Source organism: Acidobacteriota bacterium, from assembly GCA_022340665.1.
GTDB lineage: Bacteria > Acidobacteriota > Thermoanaerobaculia > Thermoanaerobaculales > Sulfomarinibacteraceae > Sulfomarinibacter.
Map to the genome: position 1 here is coordinate 30,288 of JAJDNM010000125.1, position 22,647 is coordinate 52,934.

Below are 22,647 nucleotides of genomic sequence, written 5' to 3' on the forward strand. Positions count from 1 at the left end.
TGTTCTCCCTAGAAAACCTTTTTCCGCTTGTCTGACGAGGGAATCATCATCTCCTCCCGGTACTTCGCAACTGTACGTCGCGCGAGTCGAATTCCCTCCTTCTGCAACATACGCATGATCTTCGAGTCAGACAACGGTCGGGCCGGATCTTCTGCTTCCACGACTTTTCGAATCCGTTCTTTGACCACCATCGAAGAGACGTTCTCACCGTGCGCCGAATCGACACCCGAATGAAAGAAATATTTCATCGGGAACAGTCCCCGGGGAGTGTACATGTACATGTTGCTGACGACGCGGGAGATGGTCGATTCGTGCATCCCGATGTCTTCCGCGACCTGCCGCAACACCATCGGACGGAGGTGTTCTATCCCGTTTTCGAGAAATCCCTTCTGGAACGAGACGATGCTCTGCGCGACCTTATAGATCGTCCTCTGCCGCTGATCGATGCTTTTCATGAGCCACATGGCCGACCGCATTTTGTCGCGTAGGAATTCGCTCGCCTTCGGATCCAGGTTCTTCCCCTCGAGCATGCGTTGATATCTGGAATTTATCCGCAGCTTCGGCAGACCATCGTCGTTCAGGGTGATGGTGTAGTCCTCGTCTATCTTGCGCACGTAGACGTCGGGTTCGATGTACTGGTTGTCGTCCTGGCGGAAGATCCGTCCCGGCTTCATCTCCAGTCCATGTATGACGTCGAGGATCGGCTTGATTTCGCCCACCTCGTCAAGCTCGAGAGCCTCGGCGAGGGCGTCCCATTTTTGATGCAGCAGCTCTTCCCAGTACGAACCAATAACCACGTGCGCTATCGCAAGCAGTTGTGCGTCCCCATTTTCTCCCGAGTGCAAGATCAGGTGGTCTACCTGAGCGCTGAGGCACTCCTGAAGACTCGACGCAGCGATCCCCGGGGGGTCGAGGGAGCGCACTACCGTGAGAGCTTCGGTGACACATGACTGATCGCAGCCGGTGCCCCGGATGATTTCCTCGTCCGTTGCACAAAGAAATCCGTCTTCGTCGAGGTTCCCGATGATGAATTCGCAGACCTCGACAATTTCAGGTCGCAGGTCGAGCATCTGGAGTTGCCAATGCAGGTGTTCGGCCAACCCACCGGAACTCGAGACCATGTTCTCGAGGCGGTTGTCCTGTTCGAACGAAGGGATCGCCATGGACGGGCCCTCGAAACGGACGTCACCCAGATAGTCCGAAAAGAATGCCTCGACATCGATGTCTTCGTACGTCTCTTCCGCGCTCGGCAAGGGACCATCCTCGGTCGCGGTATCGCTGCTCGTAGTCTCGCCCGCCGCATGCTCTTGCTCTTCAGAGCTCACACGATCCTCTGCGCCATCACCGGCCGGATCGTCCGTCGCATCGTCGACGTCGAGAACGGGATTTTCGAGGATTTCCTGGGCAAGCGTTTCTTCGAGTTCGAGACGGGACAGCTGGAGCAATTTGATGGCCTGCTGCAGCGACGGTGTCATCACCAGTCGCTGAGCAAGTTTCAACCTGAGTTTCTGTTCCAGCGCCATATCGCGAATTATCCCCTAACCGTTCAACGGGAATCCCGCTCCTGTCCGATCTGTAATCCTGCTGCCGATGACCGGCCGGGCGGCCTCAGAGGGTGAAGTCTTCGCCGAGGTAAATTCGACGGACATCCTTGTTTTCCGACAGATCGACGGGGTTTCCCGTAGCAAAAATCTTGCCGTCCTTGATTATATAGGCGCGATCGGTGATCTTCAATGTTTCCCGCACGTTGTGATCCGTGATTAAAACGCCTATTCCCAGAGACTTAAGGCGACGAATTATTCGTTGCAGGTCGAGAACGGCAAGCGGGTCGATCCCCGCGAACGGTTCGTCGAGAAGAATGAAGGTCGGCTCGGTCGACAACGCCCTGGCAACCTCGAGACGCCGCCTCTCGCCGCCGGACAGGGTGGCTGCCTTTTGCGTCCTATGTTCTGTCAGCCCGAACTCTTCGAGAAGCCGATCGATTCGATCGTTGGCGACGCGGGTTTCCACGCCCAGGGACTCGAGAATGAGCCAGATGTTGTCTTCTACGGATAGGCGCTTGAATGAGCTGGGTTCCTGTGCCAGATAGGAAACACCCATCCGTGCGCGGCGGTACATCGGCTCCAATGTGATGTCCTGGTCGCCCAGGATGACGCGCCCTTCGTCAGGCTCGACCAGTCCCACCATCATGTAAAAAGTAGTGGTCTTGCCGGCTCCGTTCGGGCCGAGAAGACCGACGATTTCGCCGGGCGAAATCCCGAGTGAGATCCCGTCGACCACCCAACGCCCCCGATAGGCCTTGCGCAGGCCCTTGGTGACCAGGTCTATGGCTTTCGGGCTCAGGGCTTCTCCTCCGGGTAGTAAATGGTCTCGGTTCCTCCGGCGACCGAGACCGTACCATCGGCCTGATTCCAGGTCAACGAGGAGCCGGAGACCACGTTACCCGAAGGGTCGGTGAGCCGCACGGGATTTCCAGTGACGATCACCGACTGCTCCCCTACCTCCCGTCGTGCCTCCTGGCCGGTCATCCGACGACCTGTGGCCAGCTCGACGAGTTCAACGGCGCCAACCGCCTCGACGGCGGTGACCTCGCCGTCTTCATCGAAGAAGACCGACAGCTTGGCGGCTGACAGTGTGTGCTTCGGGTCGCTGTAATGAACGTTGCCCTGGTAGACCGCCGCTCCGCTCGCCTGTTCGTAATCGAGTGATCGTGCGACCACCACCACATCCTCCTCGGGGCTGCCCTCTATCTGGAGCTGCGAAGCAGGCATTGTCGTTCGCACGTGTCCGGCCGCCCGGACCGAAGTCGGATCGTTACGATAGAGCACATCATCAGCAACCAACAGGCGATGGCCCTGCCAAAGGCGGCTGTTCTCCCGCAAGTGATAGACCGCGCCCTCTTCTCGTATCTCGAGGATCTCTGACGCGAAGTGGGTCGGCCCTCCGTCGCCGCCGTCCTCGTCCATCAGTGTGACGCCGAAAATCGAGCCCTGAACGTTACCCCTCGCCTCCGCGCGCCCGTCGCGATTGAAAATCTGAGCCTGGTCACAACTCATCCGCCCACGTTCGCTGGACAACAGGACCCTTTCCGGCCCGGTCGGATCTCCATGCAGAAGGGTCAGTCCTGCCTGTGGTGAGAGGCGGGCACGGTAGCCTCGCCCTTCGAGTTCGCCGGAATGAAGCACGACGTCACGTAGAAGCTCCACGTCGGTCGCCTGACCGCCAGAGAACCACACCCGTCCCTCCGTTGCTTCCCCTATTCGCGGTGGGCCTTCTTCCGGGATCTCTCGAATGCAGACGCCATGCTCGGCTCGTAGGTTGAGGATTCCTTCGTCGGCAAGGATCGCGCGTAGGGTCCAGGTTCGGATAGTCCGTTCAAGATAGCCTTCACCGCCGCTGAAACGGACAGTGACCCACGGCCCGGTCGTGGTTGCGTCGATCTGCCAACGCCCGCTCGAATCCCGAATCGCAACTGCTCGTTCCATCCATGCTTCGACCGCTCCACCACTCGCAAGATTCGAAATGAACGCCTCGACACCTCCACTCAGATTGATTGCCCGTGGTGGTCCGTCGCCTTCTTCGAGGACAACCTCCATGTGGGGTGCGGTGACTTCAGCGTTTTGGAGCGACACTACACCACCATTTCGCAGGAGTATCGTATGCGTCGGTCTCCGGTAGACAGCTGACGGGGCGGTGATAGTGGTTCCATCTTCGGCCGAGAAGGCCACGCCGTCGGATAGATTGATCTCGTCCTTCTCGAGATCAAAGGCCGCGTTGTTTGCGCGTCCAAAGCTGGCACCGGAATAAAAAAATACCTCGGAGTTTGCGGTGAACTTTCTCGAACTGGCCTCGAAACGGCCCGCATCGGTCGTCAGCACCGCTCCGCTCGGCAGATCTATTCGAATACCGCCCTCGAGTCGGGCGTCGCGGGTTTCGGGGTTGAAGCTCGCCCCATCACAGGTCAGGATCGGCCCCGGTTCTCCATCACGAAAAAACTGGAGCCGCACTCCCTCGATCTCATGCCACCCCGAGGAAAGACCTAGTGTGCGCTTCGACATGAGCTCGAAGATCAACTTGCCGGCAACTCTTTCGACGTAATCGAATCCCGTATACACTCCGATAGCGCGGTCACCTCTACCGCTGGTAACGTCTCCACTGTCGACCTGGGTGAGGGGCGTCCTGAAACTTTGAAATCGTTGCGCAACGATAAACGCCATCGCCACAATCAACACGACAATGGCTGTCGCGGTCAGTCTCCGTACCCAGATTCGCGTCTTGACTCCCATCGCCGCACCCTCACTCAGGCAGGCGATGTGGCATACATACCAGCCCATATTCCCGTTGGAAGCAGCCCACCTGGTTCTCCCCGCACCAGCCTACACTGCGTGCCGTTTGGTCGCGATATTCCATGGGTTTTTTGCTTAGCGGTCGGAATAAACACCCATCGATCGAAACTTCCTGTAGCGCTTCGCAACCAGGGTGTCGGGTTTGACCTTTCGCAGGGCCTTGAGGTGTCGTCGGATTGCGGACGCTATTGAATCGGCCATCAGACCCGGGTCCATATGCGCCCCACCAGGTGGTTCTGGGATGATCTCGTCGATAACCCCCAGCTGCTTGAGGTCTTGCGCGGTCAATCGGAGCGCCTTCGCCGCATCCTCCGCGCGCGCCTGGTCCTTCCACAAAATCGCGGCGCACCCTTCAGGCGATATGACCGAGTAGATGGCATGTTCCAGCATCAATACTCGATCGCCAATCCCGAGGGCGAGCGCACCGCCGGATCCGCCCTCCCCAGTGACCACGATGATGATCGGCACAGGCAGTGCTGCCATCTCGACCAGGTTGTTGGCAATCGCCTCTGCCTGGCCACGCTGTTCCGCGTCGATCCCCGGATACGCGCCCGGCGTGTCGACGAACGAGATGATGGGTCGCCGAAAGTGCGCGCCGAGTTTCATGATGCGCAGCGCCTTTCTGTATCCCTCGGGGCGGGGCATGCCGAAGTTTCGCCGCAGCTTCTCTGCGGTATCCCGGCCCTTTTGGTGACCGACCACCACCACCGGATCTCCGTCAAACCGCGCCAACCCGGCGACGATTGCTGGGTCGTCGGCGAACCTGCGGTCACCATGAAGCTCGGTGAAATCGGTGAAGATGCTGTGGATATAGGCCATGGTGTACGGCCTGTCCGGGTGTCTTGCAAGCTGGCACTGCTGCCACGGAGTGATGTTCGCAAAGATCGAGTCGATGGCTGCTTCAAGCTCGCGTTTTGCCTTGGTCAGGTCCTCTTCGGTACCAGTGCCCGACGTACCCGTTCTCTCGAGCTGGTTGATACGAGCGCGAATCTCTTCAATTGGGTCAAGAAAGCCGGGGGTAGGAGTCGCCATTAGGGGACTCTAACAGAAGCCACTCGATGACGTCAAAAATGCCTCATCTTCGGCCATAGCGAGGCGGTCAACTCGTTGATTCAAGGACGCTTCTCTTCGTTCTCGAGACGAGCCACTCGCACCAGAGACGGTAGATAATCGGGTGGAGCTTCGAATCCGAGGAGCTGGAGAATCGTGCCGGCGACGTTGCCGAGCCCGGGTACTTCGACATCGTCATTTGTCCGGAAGCGGTTGGCATCCCTTCCAGTCAGGATCCAGGGAACAGGCGAGAGGGTGTGGCTCGTCTTGATCACCGGGTTGCCGTTCTCATCGATCTTTGTAGCGCCGGTTTTCCTGTCGACCTCCCACATCATGTCGAGGTTGCCATGATCGGCGGTTACGATCACGGCGGCTCTCGCCTCAAAAGCCGCGGTCTCGATTTTCCCGACGCATTCGTCGACGATCTCCATAGCCCGAATGGAGGCCTCGAGAGAGCCAGTATGGCCCACCATGTCACCGTTTGCGAAGTTGACCCGGATAAAGCGGTGGCCACGGTGCGCAAGGTCTTCGATCACGACCTCGCACACTTCGCGTGCCTTCATTTCCGGCTTGGTGTCGAATGGCACGGTGTCGGAAGGCACCTCCACCCAGTCCTCGAGCTGCTCGTCGAATGCTTCGGAATTGTTGCCGTTCCAGAAATAGGTCACATGGCCGAACTTCTGGGTTTCCGCGACCGCAAGCTGGTTGACTCCGTTGTGAACCAGGTACTCCGACACGGTGCGTGAGATGGCGGGAGGACTGACCAGATATAGCGGGGGTATCTGCAGGTCGCCGTCGTACTCCATCATCCCCGCGTACAGGGTCCGAGGCATTTCTACCCTGTCGAACTCGCTGAAATCCGTTTCGGTGAACGCACGCGAGATCTCGATGGCTCGATCACCGCGGAAGTTGAAGAACACCACCGAGTCTCCGTCGATGATTCGACCGACCGGCTCCGCCTCTTCGTCGACGATCACGAACGGTGGGAGGTCCTGGTCTATGACACCAGGGTTTTCTTCTCGCAGCACCTCGACCGCCTCGGCGGCCGTGGAGAAGCCTCTCCCCTCTCCTATGACGTGGGTCATCCAGCCGCGACGAACCATGTCCCAATCGGCCTCATAACGATCCATGGTGATCTGCATGCGGCCACCGCCCGACGCGATTCGCGCGTCGATGGATGAGTTCGAGATCTCGGCGAGGACCGATTCGATTCGAGCGAGATATTCGTGAAAAGACCGCGGATCGACGTCGCGCCCGTCGGCCAGCGCATGAAGGCGGATAGTACTGACCTCCTCTGCCGCGAGACGTCGAACAAGCGCCTCCACGTGATCGATATGGCTGTGGACGTTGCCGTCCGAGAGCAATCCGATGAGGTGGAACGTGCCACCACCCGTCTTGACGCCGCTCACGATTCGCCGCCACGTTTCTCCCTCGAAAACCGATCCGTTGGCGATCGCCCGGCTCACCAGCTTGGCGCCCTGCTCGAAGACTCTTCCCGCGCCCATGGCGTTGTGGCCGACCTCCGAGTTCCCCATGTCACTGTCGCTCGGCAGGCCCACAGCCGTCCCGTGCGCCTTGAGATTCAGCGAAACCGGAGCGTCCGCCAGCAGGCGGTCGAGAGTCGGCGTCGCGGCAAGGTCGAATGCGTTTCCCTCGTAACCTTCCGCTCGGCCGCGGTAGAGGCCGACCCCATCGAGAATCACGAGGACGAGTTGGCCAGGCACACCGTCATATCCTCGTGTCTTTTCGAGCTTGAAATCGGTCATCAGCCACCTCTCGGATCCGTCAACCTCGGATCCTTGCAGTGCATTCCGGAATGCCTTGGTATCAAGGTCCCGAGATCGACGATCTCAAGTGGGCTTTGCGGGCGTGCTGCGCCGAGGACGGAGGAGCACGACGCTGATGTTGTCGTTACCACCTCTTTCGTTGGCCTCGACGATCAAACGATCGCAAATGTCCTCGAGGCCGCCGCCCATTTCCAGCACCGCCGCGATCTCGTCATCGGTCAGCATGGAGTTGAGCCCATCGGAGCACAGAAGGTAGAGATCTTCCTCCTGAACCTCATCTTCAAACACATCGACACGGGGCTCCGAGGTTCCCCCGAGGGCTTGAGTGACCACGTTCTTCAACGGATGGGTACGGGCGGCCTCTTCGGTGAGGAACCCCGCCTCGACCTGTTCATGGACCCAGGAATGATCGCTGGTCAGGAGAGCCAGACAGCCTCTGCGGAAACGGTACGCTCGGCTGTCGCCGACATGGCAGATCACCAGATTGGAGTCACCTGCGTGGTGAACGGCCACGACCACCGTTGTACCCATCCCCTTGAGATCTGCATCATTGTTCATCGCGACAGTCACGCAATGATGGCCGGAAACGATGGCATCGACGATGAGATTCGCCGTGGCGCTGAGGTCGTTGTTCCAATGTTCCGGCCATGCATCGACGGGGTCCTCTTGAGGACCGCTTTTGAACGCTCTGACGATTTCCTCGGTTGCGACACGTGAGGCGACCTCTCCGGCCGCGTGCCCGCCCATTCCGTCCGCTACCAGGTACACGCCGGCCTCGTGATCGAGGTAAAAGACATCCTCGTTGAGGCGGCGTTTCATGCCGACGTCCGTGGCACCAAACGCTTCGAGCTCGAACCGGTTCGTCGTGTTGAGGGCCAAACTGTCAGCTCTTTCCCCGCAAGCGACTCAAGAGACTTCCACCCGTGTCCGCCTCGTCGCCTTCGGCTCGGCTGATGACATTTGTTGCCGCAGAGTTGGTGGGATCCAGCGCGAGCGCTTGGTTCGCGTAGCGCACGGCACGGCTCTTCATCCCCGCAGAGAGGGCGAGAACCGCCGCTTCCGCGATAATTGTCGCATTGCCGCTTTCGAGACTCATCGCTTTCTCGGCGTGCCGCAGAGCGTCGCGTTCTTTCCCGGTTACCTTTGCCAGTGCCTTGCCGAAAAAATAGTGTGCGCGAGCATTGTTGTCGTCGTGGTCGATGGCCATTTTGAGGTTATCGAGCGCAGCGGCGATCTTCCCCTCACGCAGCTCTTGGGATCCCTTGGCGGCGAGGCGGCGTGAAATTTCCGACGCGTCCATCTGAGTGGAATCACCGCCCTTGGAGATAGTCTTGTCGTACTCCTCGCGACGCGTCGGGTCCCTGAGAACGTTAAAGGCCTCTGTAATCGTCTGGAATCGTTCTTCCGCCGAACCACGCTCGTCGCCGGAGAATCGATCCGGATGGTGCTTCAGGGCCAACCTCCTGAACGCCTGGCGGATATCCTGGTCGGACGCATCACGTTCGACACCCAACGTGTCGTACATCGTCGTCTGGTTACGCATCCTGGATGACTCCCTCACCACCAGCTTAAACTACCACGGTCAAAAAACCTTGGCAACGAAAGTGAATCGGTCCTGGATCGGAGTCAAACGCCCGTCAACGCCTCGTGTCGAGCATTTTCTGGGCGATCTGCCGGGTAACCGGATTGAGGTTTCGGTCTCGCGAAACGCGAACCCGATCTCGGTAGTTGAGGCGCGGAATAATAGCCTTCGCTGTATAGACCGGGGTCTTGGGGTTCAATGCCAGAGCGATTGCGATGGGATATTTCCGTATCCATCGGCGATTCGCCGAGATCTGCTGGATGACTTCCTGGGCAACGCTTCGCGAAGCCGCGAACTGCTCGATTTCGGTATCGGTGAGTTTCGGGCACGCCAGTACCGATCGCTGGATCAGTCGGTTCCGACTGTTGATCAGGATCGACCGCTCCTCCCGGGTGCCTCTCAGAGCGCAGATGATTCGTTCGTGGACGCTCATCTTGAGAATACGGGCGTGACCCTCCATCTCCATTCCCTTGACCGCATCTTCCAGCGCTTCATCCTCGAACCCCCGGTAGGGCATCTCGACTTCCTGCGGAATGTGGGCTCCGATCGCGCGGAGACTTTCGATCGCCTCGTCGATGCTCGGCCCGGCCGCCGCTGCAGCCTCCTGTTCGGCCAACACCTTCTCGATGAACTCTTCCTCAAACTCCCGGACCCGTCTGAGGACCACCTGGTTAGCCTGCGGGTTTTCGCGAAGGTCCTCGAGGATATCGAGGCATCCAAGCACCCGGACCTGGTTGGTGATGATGATGTCCTGAACAACCGGCGTACCGTTTTTCGCCAAAACCCTTAGGGTTTCGTCAGACACGTTTGTGTGTGCGGCAACCGCCGCCCAGATTGCCTCACCGGCGCGAACCCTGATCAGTTGATCGAGAACCAGCGAATCAGGCGGATGGTCCCGCAGCCAGTCGAGAATCGTCGCCTCCTCCTCGCGGGCCACCGATGTCTCCGCCAATTTTGCCAGTTCCTGGTCAGGGTCCGAAGCGAGAATGCACTGCAGGCCCAGCAAGTCCTCGCGGGATACTGGGAGCAGTCCCTGGGCGGCAAACAACCGCACCTGCCTCGGAACTTGCCCTTTGACGATGCCTTCAATCAGGTCGGCTCCGGTCACCGGCTTCTTGTCAGTCATTTCGTGCCCTCGGGCCGAGAACTACGAGTCCTTCGCGGCTGACCTCCGCGTGGACCACCTGGCCAGGACGACCGAGCCCTTTGTACTCGACACCGTCGACCTCAATGACGACCGCGTCGGCATCCCCCACCGTCAGCTTGACCGGTCCCATGAGTTCGATGCGCTCGGTTGTACCTCCACTGATCAGCCTCCCCCCGGCGACGCCGTCTCGGTCACGATAGTGAATCCAACACTCCATGTCAGGCTGAACCTGCACCATCATGACGACTCGATCAGTTTCGCTGGCCACCTCGGTTGCGGTCGGGCGCAGCGACGGCGTGACCGGAACGCCCGGATCGGCGGATCCTGGGTTGGAACGGACAGGGCTCTCGGGTGCCAACTCAATCGCCGGCCCGGACGTGCGCAAGATCGCCACGGCCGCTATCACCAGAATCGCGATCGCGATGATCACAGGCAGCCAGAATTGCCAACGGACAGATTGGGCAACCGGTGTTTCGTCCGCCTCGGCCATCAAATGAATCCCAGAGGCAAGCAGAAATCGGTCCCACGCCGCCTCGAACGCATCTGCCAACTGATCCGGATCGGCCCCGATGACCGCTGCGATCTGGAGCACGAAGTTGCGGCTGAAAACTTTTTGCGGCAGATACTGGAAGTCGCCTGACTCGAGGCATCCGAGGATATGTGTGGAGATCTTGGTTTCCTCGGCGATGTCCTCTAGGCTCAGCCCGGCGACGTTGCGCAATCGACGCAGCTCTTCACCAAAGGCCCTCGGATGATTGGGCACCCCCTCCATTGCTGTCATCACCGGAGAAGTCTATCACCCTTCGCTGGCCGAGAGCTTCGCGTTCGATCAATGATTCAGCAGCTTCCCGGACCTCTTCCGGGAGGTTCGGGTGCTCGAGAATTCTGCGCAGTTCGACCCGCGGCATCTGTACGAGAATGCTGAGTGCGATCGGCAGGGGTGTATGCGAGCACACCAACAGCGCCCGTCTGACCCTCAGATACGATCCCCATTTGTGATGTCTGGCAAGTTCCGGAAAAAAGCCGAGGGATGGTTCTCTGGTGTTGAGGATGACGAGGATGTCGTTCTCCACCAATCGAGGGTTGTCGAGCAGCGCGCACAAAACCTGTTCGTCGCCGGCGCCGACCAGAACCCGAAATATCTCCCTGTGGGCCCGCCGTGCAAGGGCAATTCGTTCGCCGAGAGACATCGATGAAACGAGGCTCAGGAGCTTCCGCTCCGCCTGGCGCCGAACGACTGGCGGTGTCCGCGGTGATTGCGAAAGTGACAGGAGGGACGTCCACGGCAGAGTGGCCATCAAATCCATCGCGCGGCCGAAGGTGAAACCGGGAAAGCCGGCGAGCAGCTCGCGAACCGCATGACCATCCAGGTTCCGCCGCTCGGTGGCAATAGACTCTGCAATCTGGGCAGTGCAGAACGGGGATCTCAGGACCTTCAGAAGATCGGCCTCCTCGAGCTGTCGGTCTCGTACCAACTTCAGGAGTTGCTCGGAATCCAGGTCGGAGATCGAACGCGAGTCCATACCCCATCGTACAGATTGAACACCTGCAATGGACGTGTTTCAACAAACAATTGACAATCGGAGGAATGACGCTGGGCCTTCCGAGGATCGGGTTGCTTCAGCTTTCTCGTGGGAACAGGGTTTGAAGCTGTTTCTATGTTGCTTCGGGCTCTTCGGGATCGAAAATTTCCCTCAATCGCTGACGCAAGCGAACCACCTCGAGAGAGGCGATTGCGGCGTCACCTGGGGGTAGCCGGCGAAGCGCGTGTTTGCGAAAGGCCATGCGTGTCAGCAGGCGTGAAATCACCGTGCGCTCATTCCTCGACGGCCACCAATTCCCTCGAACACGTTTGCGATAGTAGGGAATGACGTCGAGCACCCACCCCGGCACTGTTTCCAGTTCCACCTCGATCGCAAGCTCGCGCTTGAGAATTCGGTGTTCGGAGCTGAGAAAAAGCGCAAGCGCGATTGGATAAGCGAGATAAAGTACTCCAAGTGCGGCCAGCCAGGGTTTCGGACCCCCCCCCTCCCCCACCGGTCCAAACCGGACTAGGGACATGTTCCAGGCACCGTGGATTGCCGTCGCCAAGATGAGTCCACCGAGAATCCAGGCAGCTTTGGAGAGTCGACGTCCGCAGAGCGTTGCGTAACCGATGAACCCTCCGAAGGTCGCGCTGCAGATCGCATGGACGCCGGCTGAGAGCAGGGTTCGCCCACCAACAAGAATGAGAATCCCGAGCGAGGTTTCGGCGCCGGCCCCGCCACCGATGCCGTAAACCACGTTTTCGGTGACCGCAAAGCCGAGCCCGGAGGCGGTGCCGTAAACCACACCATCGGTGGGATTGTCGAACTTGTTCGAAAACACGACCACGAGCAGCACCCCAGCAGCCTTGGTTATCTCTTCAAGGAACGGCGTAACCAGGCCGATTCCGATGAGCCCCAAATCTCCCGGGGCCTCGATTGTGTGCAACACACGGACGAAAATTGGGTACGCAAAAATGGCAGTGAGCGGAGCCGCTGACGCCCCCCACAAAAAGACCATCGCCACCAGGTGAATGGGCTCCCGGTCGTATCTGTCAACCCACCACACAAGTGCGACCACGACTAGGAGGATTGCGGCAGACACCGCAAGTGCCACCAAAAGTACCAGAACCATGGAAATATTCACGGCAATACCAGCGGGAGATCACGCAGCGGACGATCGTCGAAGTATCTTCGCGCGGCCTCGACATCGAGGCGTATTTGGGCCATCAGCTGTGGAGTGGAATCGAATTCTCGCTCCTCACGCAACCGCCGGAGGAAGAACAGGCGTACCCATTCCCGGTAGACGTCAGCCGTGAAATCCAACAGGTGGCTTTCAACCGTGGTCGACGAATTCTGATAGATCGTGGGTCGAACACCGATGTTGGTGACCGCTGTAAACGTCCGGTCAAACGACGGGATGTGAACCGCGGTTACGTAGACGCCATTGTCGGGCATGAGCTCGTTTTCTACCTCCATATTGAGGGTTGGAAAACCGAGAGTACGCCCGAGACGCTTGCCCTCCAGCACCGGGCCGTCGATGAAGACCGATCGGCCGAGCAGGCCTGCAGCGTCCTCGACCCGTCCTTCGGCAACCGCTTGCCGAACTCTGGTCGAGGACACGACGCCTCCTGCGTGCTCGACGATTGGCGCGTAGTCCGCTTCGAAGCCGAGTTCGTTGCCCATCGATGTCAGCAGTTCGACATCCCCACCGCGGTCCGCGCCAAATTTGAAGTTCTTTCCGATGTAGACGTCCCGGACCGCGAGCCTTTCCACCAGGACATCGCGGACGAAATCGGCTGCAGTCATTCTCGCGACCCGATGGGTAAACGGCAGCAGGAGACACGTTTCGATGCCGGTGCGCGCAATCAGCGCCAGGCGTTGCTCCAGAGTCGTGAGCAGGCGTGGCGCATCTGCCGGTCTGAGGAGCTTGACCGGATGGGGGTCAAAGGTCATCGCCATGGCCGGCGCGCCCAGCGCCTGAGCGCGTTCAGCGACGTAGGAAAGAATTGTCTGGTGACCGAGATGGACACCATCGAAATTACCGATGCTGAGGACGCCTCCCCTTGGAGGGTCGTCGTTTCCGAGGGGGTCGCGGAGCACTTCCACAGAGTTCCTCTCAGCCCATCACTGGGAGGCGCACCGCCGGTGCTTCGCCTGGCATCAGCACCCGTGCAATTCGCCCAACGATATCGTAAGGGTGGGCTTCGGTGACCTCGACCTCGACCAGCGATCCCGGAGCCGCCGTGCCGTCATTTATCAACAACCGCCCATCGATCTCCGGTGCCTGTCGCTGTAACCGGGCTTCGAGCAACAACTCCATTTCAGGCAACGCTCCCGATACCAGAGCCGGTAGATGCCTTCCGACGAGGTCGTTGTTGATCTCAAGGGCAATTTCCTGTTGCGTCTCGAGCAGGAGGTCATGCCGCCGTTCTTTTTCTTCGGCAGTTACGGGATCGCCAAGATCCGCCCCCGGGTTCTCTGCCTGCCACGAGTAGGTGAACGCTCCGAGATGGTCGAAACGGACCTCGCGAACGAAATCGAGGAGCTCTGCAAACTCGCCATCGCCCTCACCCGGGAAACCGACGATGAAGGTCGAGCGCAGCGTCAAATCGGGAACTCTCGAGCGGGCCCTGTCGATGAGTGCGCGGTAGGTCCTGGCGTCCCCGCCACGCTTCATCTTCTTGAGTACGGTACGGCTGGCATGCTGCAACGGGATGTCGAGATAGGGAATGAACCGTTCCTCCCTTGCCATCAGGTCGAAGAGTCCCTCGTCGAGAGTCGCAGGATACGCGTAGAGGAAACGGATCCAGGGTAGGCTGGTTGCCGTGAGCAGCGATTCGATCAGTGATCGCAATCCGTTTCGCAATCCGAGGTCCTCTCCGTATCGAGTGGTGTCCTGGGCGATCAGTACCAATTCCCTGACGCCTTGCGATTCCAGTGCGCGCGCCTCAGCCAGCAGATCTGGGATAGGGCGCGATCTGAAGCTGCCCCGCATCGCGGGAATGTGGCAGAAAGAGCAGGGGTTGTCGCAGCCCTCTGCCACCTTGAGGTAGGCGTACGACCCGGTTGACACGATTCGCGTATTGCGATGGTCGTAAACCCTCACTGCGCCTCGTTGATCGGGCACGTGAGACCCAAGCTCACCTCGGACCGCCTCGGTGATCCGTTCCAGTTCGTCGAGGCCCACGAAGGCGTCGATCTCCGGAATCTCTTCCTTCAACTCGCGAGCGTAGGCCTGGGCCATACAACCTGTGACGATGAGCTGCCGAACGCTCCCCCCACCTTTCGCGTCGGCGACTTCGAGAATCGAGTCGATGGATTCACGTTTGGCGTCATCGATGAAACCGCACGTATTGACGATCACTACATCCGCGCGAGTGGCGTCAGAGGTCAACTCTATCCCGTCACGTGCGAGATGACCGAGCATCGTCTCACCGTCGACGAGGTTTTTGGCACATCCGAGACTGATCATTCCCACTCGTACGCGGGGATTTCTCGATGGCGCCGGATTGCTGCTTCCTTTCAATGTCATCCACTCTCCAAAGCTGGAATTTTAACCCGGTTTATATCGAAGGGCCGGCCGTCCGGACTCTCATCCTTGCCGGTCGATACACATCGGGCGATTCTTCTCTATATTCCCCTGCCGGCGTTGGTCAGTAGAAGTACTCGGCTACGGCCGAAGCAGCCTGCCGCGAAGCGCCTGGTCCTCCGAGAAGTCTCCTGGCTTCCGCCAAGCCAGAAAGTTGAGCCGCCGCACTGCCGCTGAGCATATCTGCGGAAACGGATTCCAGTCTTTCAGGGCACCATTCCTGTTGGAGAAGTTCCGGAACCAGGGTTTTGCCAACAATGAGATTCACCAAAGCGACGTTCGGTACCCGGACCAAAAGCTTGGCCAGAGCGAAGGAGATTGGCTGTAACCGGTATCCGACAATCATCGGCACATCGAGGAGTGTGCACTCCAGGGTCGCGGTGCCGCTCGCAGTCCACGCCATCTGGCTCGAGGCGAGCTCGATTCGTCGGGCTTCCCCTTGCACTCTTCGAAGCCTGCTGTCAGGCCGTCCATATCGAGAGAGGGTGGCGTCAATCTCGGCTCCCATCCCGGGCGCCTCGACGAGGACGGCTTCGTGGATATCGGACGAATCGATCCTCTGCAGAGTTCTCAACATAATGGGCAGGAGCTGCCGCACCTCCATCGCCCTCGAACCCGGAAGCATGGCCAGTCGGCCCGTGATGGTGGCCGGCAGTTGATTGCGTAGTCCGACCCGATCGATCTCATCAACCAGCGGGTGTCCCACATAGCGCGCCGGGACACCGTGGGATTCGTAAAAGGGAACCTCGAACGGGAGAATGCACAACACTTCCTTGGCCAGTTTTCGAACCGTGCCTATTCGTCCCTGGCGCCACGCCCACAACTGGGGAGACACATAGAGGACCACTGCAATACCGAGCGAACCGAGACGCGCGGCGAGGCGGAGATTGAAGTCGGGAGAGTCGATGAGAACGGCGACGTCCGGCCGACGCCGGCGGGCCTCCTTAGCCAGTAGGTTCATCACCTGACGAATTCTCGGAAGCTCGCGCACAACCTCGACCAGACCCATGTGCGCGAGTTCTTCTGTTGAGGCGACGAGGGACAGGCCGGCTGCGCGAAGCCGCTCGCCGCCGACACCGAATGCCTCGAGTCGAGGTTCCATCTGACGAAGCTCGGCGAGCATGTTGCCAGCGTGGATGTCGCCTGACACCTCGCCGGCTACGATCATTACCTGAGGCGCGTTCATCGTTTCGCATCGCTCTCGAAAAAGTGTGCTGCAACTATCATAGAGGCTGCCCCGGCCGCCGCGCCGATCGAATTCGCCATCAGGTCGCTCAGCTCTACTGTTCGTTGTGGCTGCAGAATCTGGAGACCTTCAACCAATCCTCCGTAAACAAGGGCCACCGCGAAAGCGACGAATGCACCTCTCCAGATTCCGCCCGCTGGCATGAACAGGACGGTGAGCAAAACGGCTTGTACGCCGTAGGCTATCGAATGGGCAACGTTGTCGGGAATCCTGGGCGCGACGTCACCGACGGATGGCAGAATGCCGAGAACGAGCAATACGATTGCGTAGATCAGATTCAGGACGATCACGAGGCCGCGGTGCCGGGCCGACATCAGGGAAAGGGATACATCAACCAACCCAACACGGAGGCCCCAACCACCATGATGAGAAAGGTCTTCAAGAAGAGCTTGCGCCGGCCCGTCGGAGTGGATCGCCAGAGAAAGGCAAAGAACACTGACACAAGAAGCGCATGCCAGAGCATGAGAAAGAGGTGGTCCATGTCAGTCCTTCTGGCCTCTGGCAATGTCCGAGACATCGAGGATTGTCAACAGATTCATGAGACCTGCGGTGTAGAGGAAGGTGTTGCCGTACGCGAATCCCGCGTCGGAGGGATTACCGCCGCCCTGGATGGCGAAAGGAAAGCCGTGAAAAAGACCACCGACGCCATTCAACCAGACCAATCTGCCGAGCGACAGGACTCCGTTGCCCAGGCAGGCGAGAGCTGCCAACCACGAAAACGGGCTCTGGGGCTTAGGCGTGCCGATCTCACCCCCGAACAACACTCCGGTCACGAAGCCGCAGAGGATTACCACCGCGAACACGATCGCGCGCTTTTTCTTTCCCAATAGCCAGTGGCCGGAGCCAGGGATGAACCACGCTACCGCGAGCAATCGCCACGAAGCGCGCTGACCGTCAGTAGCCTTGTCCTTCCCGGCCTTCCCTTTGCTCGTGTTCTTGTCTGCCGCTGTCATGGCTGCGAGCCTCCGTCCTCCAGCTCTTCCTTCATCCGTTCAAAGGTCCGGCTGAGATCCTCCGGAATGACCCGCGTTCCGCCGACCACGGTCATCATGTTGCTGTCCCCACGCCATCTGGGGACTATATGCAAATGGAGGTGCTCTTCGATCCCGGCTCCGGCGGCCTCTCCGACATTGAAGCCGACGTTAAAGCCATGGGGTTTGTAAATCTGGCGCTGTGCGGCCATGAGGTCCTGCGCGGTTCGCATCATTTCCGTCAAGGTCTCCCCGTCGACGTCGAAAAGCTCGCTGCAATGGTGGATCGGCGCCACCATCGCGTGCCCGGATGTGTACGGGTAGCGGTTCAGTAGAGCGAAGGATTTAGAATTGCGGGAAAGAGTCAGGGTTTGCCGGTCATCGCGCGAAGCGAAGGCATCGCAAAAAATGCACTCACTGCGGTCACGATCATCGGCCTTCGACACGTACTCGAGCCGCCATGGGGCGAAGAGAATCTCGACCACTGATGCTCACTGCTGCAGCAACTCTTCCCTGAGGTGCTTTCCTGGCTTGAAGTAGGGAATTTTCTTCGGCGGCACGTGGACCTGCTCACCGGTTTTCGGATTGCGGCCGGTTCGCTCACCGCGTTGTCGGATCCGAAATGACCCGAAACCTCGCAGCTCCACCTTTTCGTTCCGCCGCAACGCAGTGATGATGCTCTCCAGAATCACCTGTACGACCTCGTCCGCCTGCTTCCGAGGGACGTCGGCAGCACCCGCAACCGTCTCCACCAGATCAGCCTTGGTCATCGTCATTTCGCCGTGCTCCTTACTTCTCCGCAGTTCAGATCCTCTGCCCTCAGGCCTTTTTCTCTTCGTCATCACTTCCGGAATCGGTCGGCTCTTCGGCTGTTTCCTCGGAGTCCCCCTCGTCTACCGTCTCGGTCGCCGGCGCTTCTTCGGCATCAGCGCCGGCCGCAGTCTCTTCGTTATTTCCAGCCTCCTCCTCGACCTCGACAGAAGCCGTTTCTTCCGAGTCAGGCACATTTTCCTCTGACTCTTCGGCCGAGGCCTGTTGCTCTTCTACATTCGAGGCTTCAGTCGAATCGGCGGCCTCATCGGTCACCTCTGAATTCGCCGCAACCGGCTCTTCTTCCGACGCGGGGGGATCGGCCGCGAGTTCAACCACCTCATCCGCCGGCTCGGCTTCCTCTTCGACCAGCCCTCCTGCGCGAAGCGCCGCTGCCATCGCAGTCTCCGCGCCGGTGGTCTCGCCTGCCTCGGTTGCGGCGTCTGCCTCAACGTCATCTTGATCGATGCCATGCATCGACAGTCCGATCCGGCTCTCATGCCAGTCGATCCTGAGAATCCTGCAGCGCACCGGCTGCCCGCCCGCATACATTTCGGCCAGCGCCAACCCCTCATCGCGGTCGATCTCGGATATGTGGCACAGTCCCTCCACGCCAGGCGCCAGCTCAACGAAGATCCCAAAATCGGTGACATTCGTGATCGCACCCGTCACCACATCGCCGACACCATGCGTGTTCGCGTACTCCTCCCATTCGTTCGGAAGCAGCTCCTTCATCGACAGGGAAATCCGCTGATTATATGAATCGATCGATGTGATGACCGCCTCGACCTCGTCGCCCTTCTGCACCACCTCGCTCGGGTGGTTGATTCGTCGCGTCCAGGACATATCCGATATATGAACGAGGCCATCAACACCGGGCACAATCTCGACAAACGCACCGAAGTCGGTGAGGTTTCGCACTGTACCCGTGACCTTCGCGCTGACGCTGTAGGTCTCGGCGACCTGTTCCCACGGGTTGGGTTCGGTCGCGCGAAGTGAGAGGGAAAGGCGTCGCTTTTCGGAATCGACCTCTGAAACAACGACTTCGACCTCTTGACCGATCTCGAGAATCGAACGCGGGTTCTTGACCTTCTTCGTCCACGACATCTCGCTGACGTGGATCAAACCCTCGACGCCTTCCTCCAATACAACGAAAGCACCGTAATCGACGATACTGACAACCTTGCCCTCGACGCGTTTACCGACCGGGTACTTTTCAGGCACCAGTACCCAGGGGTCCTCGAAACGCTGTTTGTATCCGAGGGAGACTCTTTCGCGATCACGGTCGAATCGCAGCACCACAACATCGACCTCGTCGCCGACCTTGAAGTACTCGGTCGGATGTCCGACCCGACCCCAGGAAATATCCGTGATATGGAGAAGCCCGTCGAGACCGCCGAGGTCGATGAACACCCCGTAGTCAGTGAGATTCTTGACCACGCCGCTGACCAGTCCACCCTCTTCGAGGGTTTCCATGGTCTTCTCCTTGATCTTGCCCTGCTCCTCTTCGAGAATCGCCTTGCGAGACAAGACCACATTCGACCGCCGGCGATCAAAGGAGATGATGCGGGCCTCGATCTCTTGACCGAGATAGTCCTCCAGTCGGCGATTCGGCAGCAGATCCACCAGGGAGCCGGGCAGAAAGGCGCGAACGCCGATATCGACCGACAGCCCGCCCTTGACTCGATCCAGGACGGGTCCCTTGACCGGAGCTCCTGACTTGTAGGCTTCTTCAATCGCTCGCCACGTCTTGAGCTTGGTTGCGCGATCGCGCGAGAGACGAACGCGTCCCTCCGATTCATCGAGCCGTTCGACGAACACCTCGACCTCGTCGTTGACCTTGATCTGGACCTCGCCAGTCTCAGGATCCGTAAACTCCGCGGCCGATACACTGCCCTCACATTTGTAACCGATGTCAACCAGGACTTCCTCGCTGTCGACCGCAACGACCGTGCCCCGAATGACCTCGCCTTCTTTGAGAGATTGGAGGGAAGACTCCATGAGCTGTTCCATCGACAGCTCGTCTGATCCGTTCTCCTGTTGATCTTGTCCGTTTGTTTCCGCGTCCATCACCCTTTCGTGCCTCCTCGCTAGATCCATCCGATATGAACCTAGCCTCCGTAATTTGATGACCTTACGGTTTCCCGCGCGTCGAGTCAAGCGGGTTGGTTCGACCTCCCATCAAGAATAATCGCGACCTCTTCCAGAAGCCTCTCCACGACCTCGTCCAGGCTCGAATCCGTCGTGTCAACGACGACCGATCCTCGTGCGACTTGGAGTGGAGATTCCGAACGTGATGTGTCTTGACGGTCGCGCCGCTGCTGCTGAATCCTGACATCTTCAAGACTCGTCTCGGGGTCTTTTTCTTTGAGGTCTCGATGACGACGCCGTGCCCTTTCCTCGGCGCTCGCGGTGAGGAAGACCTTCAGATCGGCATCGGGAAAGACGACGGTTCCAATGTCGCGCCCCTCCATGACTCCACCGTTGGCCTGCCCGAGCTCCCTTTGCAGTGGAACCAATGCGCTCCTCACTTCCGGCAGCGCCGAGACGGCCGAGGCCATCAGGGAGCACTCCGGAGTCCGGATGTCGCCACTCACGTCCTGATTGTCGATCAGAACCGCGGTGCCCTCATCCGTGGCCTCGACCTCCAGGAGGTGAGAATGCATCAACTCCACCACCCTCGCGACAGCGGCCTCGTCGAGCGGCGGCTCGAGACCTTCCCTCAGAGCCATCAGCGCCACCGCACGGTACATGGCACCTGTGTCGAGGTAGGGAACTCCCAACCGTTGCGCGAGCATCCGCGCGACGGTGGACTTGCCGGCTCCGGCGGGGCCGTCGATTGCAATGATAGGCGGTGAAGGTCGAGGATCGGCGACGCTTTGAGTCAAATCGGGGTCCTTAAAAAAAAATGCGAACCGTCATTGTACAGCGTGCACTATGCTCGTGCAGTGAACGGGATAAAGAATAGACGCCTGTTGCAGGCCGAACGCCGCACGTTCGTGGTCCCACGCGCCGGCGGACTTCGAGTCGGAATGGGTTATGCAAATACTTACAGGATCGGAATGTCGTCTCTCGCTTACCAGTGGTCGGTCGAGCTGGCTGCCGGGATCGGCGACATAGGAGTCGAGAGGTTTTTTGCTGACCCGGAGCTGAGCCCTGGAAGGACGATCGAAGCCCACTCCGCGCTCGGAGACCTCGATGTGCTCGCCTGGAGCTGTTCCTTCGAGCTCGACACCGCCAATCTGCTCGCAACCCTCGACGCCGCGGGGATTCCGCGCCGCAGCAGTGAGCGCACCTCGCGGCACCCGCTGTTGGTGATGGGCGGCGCGGTCGCCTCGATCAACCCGCTTCCGCTGGCGCCCGCCATCGATGTTTTCGTGCTCGGTTCGGCCGAGCTGCTGTGGCCTCCCCTCCTCCATTTGATTCAAGAAAATCCGAGTCGCGATCGGTTGTTGCTTGAACTCGCGGATCGGGACGGTTTCTTCGTTCCCCGTCACCACCTCGAAGTCGGGGGTCGACCGCAAAAGGTGCGACGGGTCGAAAAACGCGATGTGCACATGGCGGACCCAGCCATGGTCCCGGTCTCTCATGTCGTCACACCACACACTGAATACAGCAACCGTGGCCTGGTCGAAATGTCCCGCGGTTGCCCGGAAAAGTGCAGATACTGCTGGGTGAGCTACAACTACGGTCGTCTGCGGTGCTATCCGAAGGATGCGATCCTCGATCGTGTCGACCGGTTGCATCGAATGACGGACCGGGTAGGCTTCGTGGCGACCGCGGTCGGCGACCATCCGGATCTGGCGGAGATTCTCGAAGAATGCCGCCGACGGGAGATCAACGTTGCACTCTCCTCCCTGCGCATACCGGCGATGCGGGAGGAGGTCCTCAAACCATTGGCCGAGTCCGGCGCGCGTTCGATCACAATCGCACCGGAGACGGGCACTGACGAGCTTCGTCGCAAGCTCAACAAACCGATCACCAACGCCTCGATCCTCGAAGCAGTCGACACGGCCCTTCGCTGCGGCATCGAAAACCTCAAGATGTATTTCATCATCGGCTTGCCAGGAGAGACCGATGGTGACCTGAAAGGCATCGTCGACCTCCTTCGACAGGCGCAGGAAATCTTGGTCTCCCGCGGACGCGATCGCGGACACGTCGGTACAATTTCGGCCGGTTTCAACGTCCTCGTACCCAAGCCCTATACCCCGTACGCCCGTGAGGCGATGCTGGATCGACAGGAAGCCCGTCGACGAATGGAGCTGGTTGAAAGCGGAGTTCGCGACATCTCCAATCTCCGGACTGAACGGCCGGCCTATCGTGAGGCCGTCTGGCAGGCATTTCTCAGTCGAGGGGACGTGACCGCCTTCGATGTTCTCGCGACGGCGGCTTCAGGGTGCTCGCTCGGACAGGTGCTCAAGACTCATCGAACGGCCATAGAGGCCTCCGCGCTAAATCACTTCGAGGGCGAACCCGCCTGGCAATTCGTCACCTCGGCTCCGGTGCGGGAGACATCTCGACGGAAGCCCCCCGTGCCAGGCAGCAACGTGCAAGAGTAGCCTTCGGAGTGAGGTGGATCGCTGGCCGTAGTGC

At 59.5% G+C, this 22,647-nt stretch carries 22 protein-coding genes; 1 reads left to right on the plus strand and 21 read right to left on the minus strand.

The features are described 5' to 3' along the window. Positions 1–8 precede the first annotated feature (8 nt). From rpoN to cmk, 21 genes are all read right to left on the minus strand, one after another. Positions 9–1,523 (minus strand): RNA polymerase factor sigma-54, encoded by a 1,515-nt coding sequence (gene rpoN / locus LJE93_13720; protein MCG6949964.1) that lies wholly within the window; start codon positions 1,521–1,523, stop codon positions 9–11. Positions 1,524–1,608: 85 nt separating this feature from the next. After that, positions 1,609–2,343 carry an LPS export ABC transporter ATP-binding protein gene (gene lptB, locus LJE93_13725; GenBank protein MCG6949965.1) on the minus strand — a complete coding sequence of 245 codons (735 nt, stop codon included), beginning with the start codon at positions 2,341–2,343 and terminating at the stop codon, positions 1,609–1,611. After that, a complete protein-coding gene (locus LJE93_13730) occupies positions 2,340–4,334 on the minus strand; it encodes a hypothetical protein (GenBank protein ID MCG6949966.1) in 1,995 nt (664 codons plus the stop codon). The genes lptB and LJE93_13730 overlap by 4 nt, the downstream gene beginning before the upstream one ends. 87 nt (positions 4,335–4,421) lie before the next feature. Next, positions 4,422–5,378 carry an acetyl-CoA carboxylase carboxyltransferase subunit alpha gene (locus tag LJE93_13735; protein ID MCG6949967.1) on the minus strand — a complete coding sequence of 319 codons (957 nt, stop codon included), beginning with the start codon at positions 5,376–5,378 and terminating at the stop codon, positions 4,422–4,424. Between the two features lie 80 nt (positions 5,379–5,458). After that, entirely contained in the window at positions 5,459–7,162 is a 1,704-nt protein-coding gene (gene gpmI / locus LJE93_13740) for a 2,3-bisphosphoglycerate-independent phosphoglycerate mutase (protein ID MCG6949968.1), read from the minus strand. A gap of 84 nt (positions 7,163–7,246) precedes the next feature. Further along, positions 7,247–8,002: a protein phosphatase 2C domain-containing protein gene (locus LJE93_13745; GenBank protein ID MCG6949969.1), complete on the minus strand. Its 756-nt coding sequence runs from the start codon at positions 8,000–8,002 to the stop codon at positions 7,247–7,249. Between the two features lie 64 nt (positions 8,003–8,066). Continuing rightward, complete coding sequence (locus tag LJE93_13750) at positions 8,067–8,726, minus strand: DnaJ domain-containing protein (GenBank protein ID MCG6949970.1); 660 nt, start codon at positions 8,724–8,726, stop codon at positions 8,067–8,069. Positions 8,727–8,820: 94 nt separating this feature from the next. Continuing rightward, positions 8,821–9,891: a hypothetical protein gene (locus LJE93_13755; protein ID MCG6949971.1), complete on the minus strand. Its 1,071-nt coding sequence runs from the start codon at positions 9,889–9,891 to the stop codon at positions 8,821–8,823. Beyond that, complete coding sequence (locus tag LJE93_13760; protein ID MCG6949972.1) at positions 9,884–10,693, minus strand: helix-turn-helix domain-containing protein; 810 nt, start codon at positions 10,691–10,693, stop codon at positions 9,884–9,886. Before LJE93_13760 ends, LJE93_13755 begins: the two co-directional genes overlap by 8 nt. Next, positions 10,647–11,435: a hypothetical protein gene (locus LJE93_13765; protein MCG6949973.1), complete on the minus strand. Its 789-nt coding sequence runs from the start codon at positions 11,433–11,435 to the stop codon at positions 10,647–10,649. The genes LJE93_13760 and LJE93_13765 overlap by 47 nt, the downstream gene beginning before the upstream one ends. A gap of 133 nt (positions 11,436–11,568) precedes the next feature. Continuing rightward, entirely contained in the window at positions 11,569–12,570 is a 1,002-nt protein-coding gene (locus tag LJE93_13770; protein MCG6949974.1) for a PrsW family intramembrane metalloprotease, read from the minus strand. 8 nt (positions 12,571–12,578) lie between these two features. Continuing rightward, positions 12,579–13,544, minus strand: a complete 966-nt coding sequence (locus LJE93_13775; protein ID MCG6949975.1) for a bifunctional riboflavin kinase/FAD synthetase — start codon at positions 13,542–13,544, stop codon at positions 12,579–12,581. 10 nt (positions 13,545–13,554) lie between these two features. After that, positions 13,555–14,970, minus strand: coding sequence for a 30S ribosomal protein S12 methylthiotransferase RimO (gene rimO / locus LJE93_13780; protein MCG6949976.1), 1,416 nt, complete (start codon positions 14,968–14,970; stop codon positions 13,555–13,557). Positions 14,971–15,091: 121 nt separating this feature from the next. Continuing rightward, positions 15,092–16,213: a lipid-A-disaccharide synthase gene (lpxB, locus tag LJE93_13785; protein ID MCG6949977.1), complete on the minus strand. Its 1,122-nt coding sequence runs from the start codon at positions 16,211–16,213 to the stop codon at positions 15,092–15,094. After that, positions 16,210–16,587 (minus strand): VanZ family protein, encoded by a 378-nt coding sequence (locus tag LJE93_13790; protein MCG6949978.1) that lies wholly within the window; start codon positions 16,585–16,587, stop codon positions 16,210–16,212. The genes lpxB and LJE93_13790 overlap by 4 nt, the downstream gene beginning before the upstream one ends. Then, positions 16,587–16,754, minus strand: coding sequence for a hypothetical protein (locus LJE93_13795; protein ID MCG6949979.1), 168 nt, complete (start codon positions 16,752–16,754; stop codon positions 16,587–16,589). Before LJE93_13795 ends, LJE93_13790 begins: the two co-directional genes overlap by 1 nt. Before the next feature lies 1 nt (position 16,755). Further along, positions 16,756–17,226 carry a hypothetical protein gene (locus tag LJE93_13800; GenBank protein ID MCG6949980.1) on the minus strand — a complete coding sequence of 157 codons (471 nt, stop codon included), beginning with the start codon at positions 17,224–17,226 and terminating at the stop codon, positions 16,756–16,758. Next, complete coding sequence (locus LJE93_13805) at positions 17,223–17,729, minus strand: HIT domain-containing protein (GenBank protein ID MCG6949981.1); 507 nt, start codon at positions 17,727–17,729, stop codon at positions 17,223–17,225. Before LJE93_13805 ends, LJE93_13800 begins: the two co-directional genes overlap by 4 nt. Before the next feature lie 6 nt (positions 17,730–17,735). Further along, complete coding sequence (locus LJE93_13810; GenBank protein MCG6949982.1) at positions 17,736–18,086, minus strand: integration host factor subunit beta; 351 nt, start codon at positions 18,084–18,086, stop codon at positions 17,736–17,738. Next, complete coding sequence (gene rpsA, locus LJE93_13815; protein ID MCG6949983.1) at positions 18,064–20,124, minus strand: 30S ribosomal protein S1; 2,061 nt, start codon at positions 20,122–20,124, stop codon at positions 18,064–18,066. Before rpsA ends, LJE93_13810 begins: the two co-directional genes overlap by 23 nt. Before the next feature lie 86 nt (positions 20,125–20,210). After that, positions 20,211–20,942, minus strand: a complete 732-nt coding sequence (gene cmk, locus LJE93_13820) for a (d)CMP kinase (protein MCG6949984.1) — start codon at positions 20,940–20,942, stop codon at positions 20,211–20,213. 60 nt (positions 20,943–21,002) lie between these two features. Here cmk and LJE93_13825 point away from each other — a divergent pair, with 60 nt between their 5' ends. After that, positions 21,003–22,613 (plus strand): B12-binding domain-containing radical SAM protein, encoded by a 1,611-nt coding sequence (locus LJE93_13825; protein ID MCG6949985.1) that lies wholly within the window; start codon positions 21,003–21,005, stop codon positions 22,611–22,613. Positions 22,614–22,647 lie beyond the last annotated feature (34 nt).

Coding starts and splice junctions, on each gene's coding strand:
- rpoN (MCG6949964.1), bottom strand. CDS start 1,523: ATGGCGCTGGAACAGAAACTCAGGTTGAAACTTGCTCAGCGACTGGTG.
- LJE93_13730 (MCG6949966.1), bottom strand. CDS start 4,334: ATGGGCTGGTATGTATGCCACATCGCCTGCCTGAGTGAGGGTGCGGCG.
- LJE93_13735 (MCG6949967.1), bottom strand. CDS start 5,378: ATGGCGACTCCTACCCCCGGCTTTCTTGACCCAATTGAAGAGATTCGC.
- gpmI (MCG6949968.1), bottom strand. CDS start 7,162: ATGACCGATTTCAAGCTCGAAAAGACACGAGGATATGACGGTGTGCCT.
- LJE93_13745 (MCG6949969.1), bottom strand. CDS start 8,002: ATGAAACGCCGCCTCAACGAGGATGTCTTTTACCTCGATCACGAGGCC.
- LJE93_13750 (MCG6949970.1), bottom strand. CDS start 8,726: ATGCGTAACCAGACGACGATGTACGACACGTTGGGTGTCGAACGTGAT.
- LJE93_13755 (MCG6949971.1), bottom strand. CDS start 9,891: ATGACTGACAAGAAGCCGGTGACCGGAGCCGACCTGATTGAAGGCATC.
- LJE93_13760 (MCG6949972.1), bottom strand. CDS start 10,693: ATGACAGCAATGGAGGGGGTGCCCAATCATCCGAGGGCCTTTGGTGAA.
- LJE93_13765 (MCG6949973.1), bottom strand. CDS start 11,435: ATGGACTCGCGTTCGATCTCCGACCTGGATTCCGAGCAACTCCTGAAG.
- LJE93_13770 (MCG6949974.1), bottom strand. CDS start 12,570: ATGGTTCTGGTACTTTTGGTGGCACTTGCGGTGTCTGCCGCAATCCTC.
- rimO (MCG6949976.1), bottom strand. CDS start 14,970: ATGACATTGAAAGGAAGCAGCAATCCGGCGCCATCGAGAAATCCCCGC.
- lpxB (MCG6949977.1), bottom strand. CDS start 16,213: ATGAACGCGCCTCAGGTAATGATCGTAGCCGGCGAGGTGTCAGGCGAC.
- LJE93_13790 (MCG6949978.1), bottom strand. CDS start 16,587: ATGTCGGCCCGGCACCGCGGCCTCGTGATCGTCCTGAATCTGATCTAC.
- LJE93_13795 (MCG6949979.1), bottom strand. CDS start 16,754: ATGGACCACCTCTTTCTCATGCTCTGGCATGCGCTTCTTGTGTCAGTG.
- LJE93_13800 (MCG6949980.1), bottom strand. CDS start 17,226: ATGACAGCGGCAGACAAGAACACGAGCAAAGGGAAGGCCGGGAAGGAC.
- LJE93_13810 (MCG6949982.1), bottom strand. CDS start 18,086: ATGACGAAGAGAAAAAGGCCTGAGGGCAGAGGATCTGAACTGCGGAGA.
- rpsA (MCG6949983.1), bottom strand. CDS start 20,124: ATGGACGCGGAAACAAACGGACAAGATCAACAGGAGAACGGATCAGAC.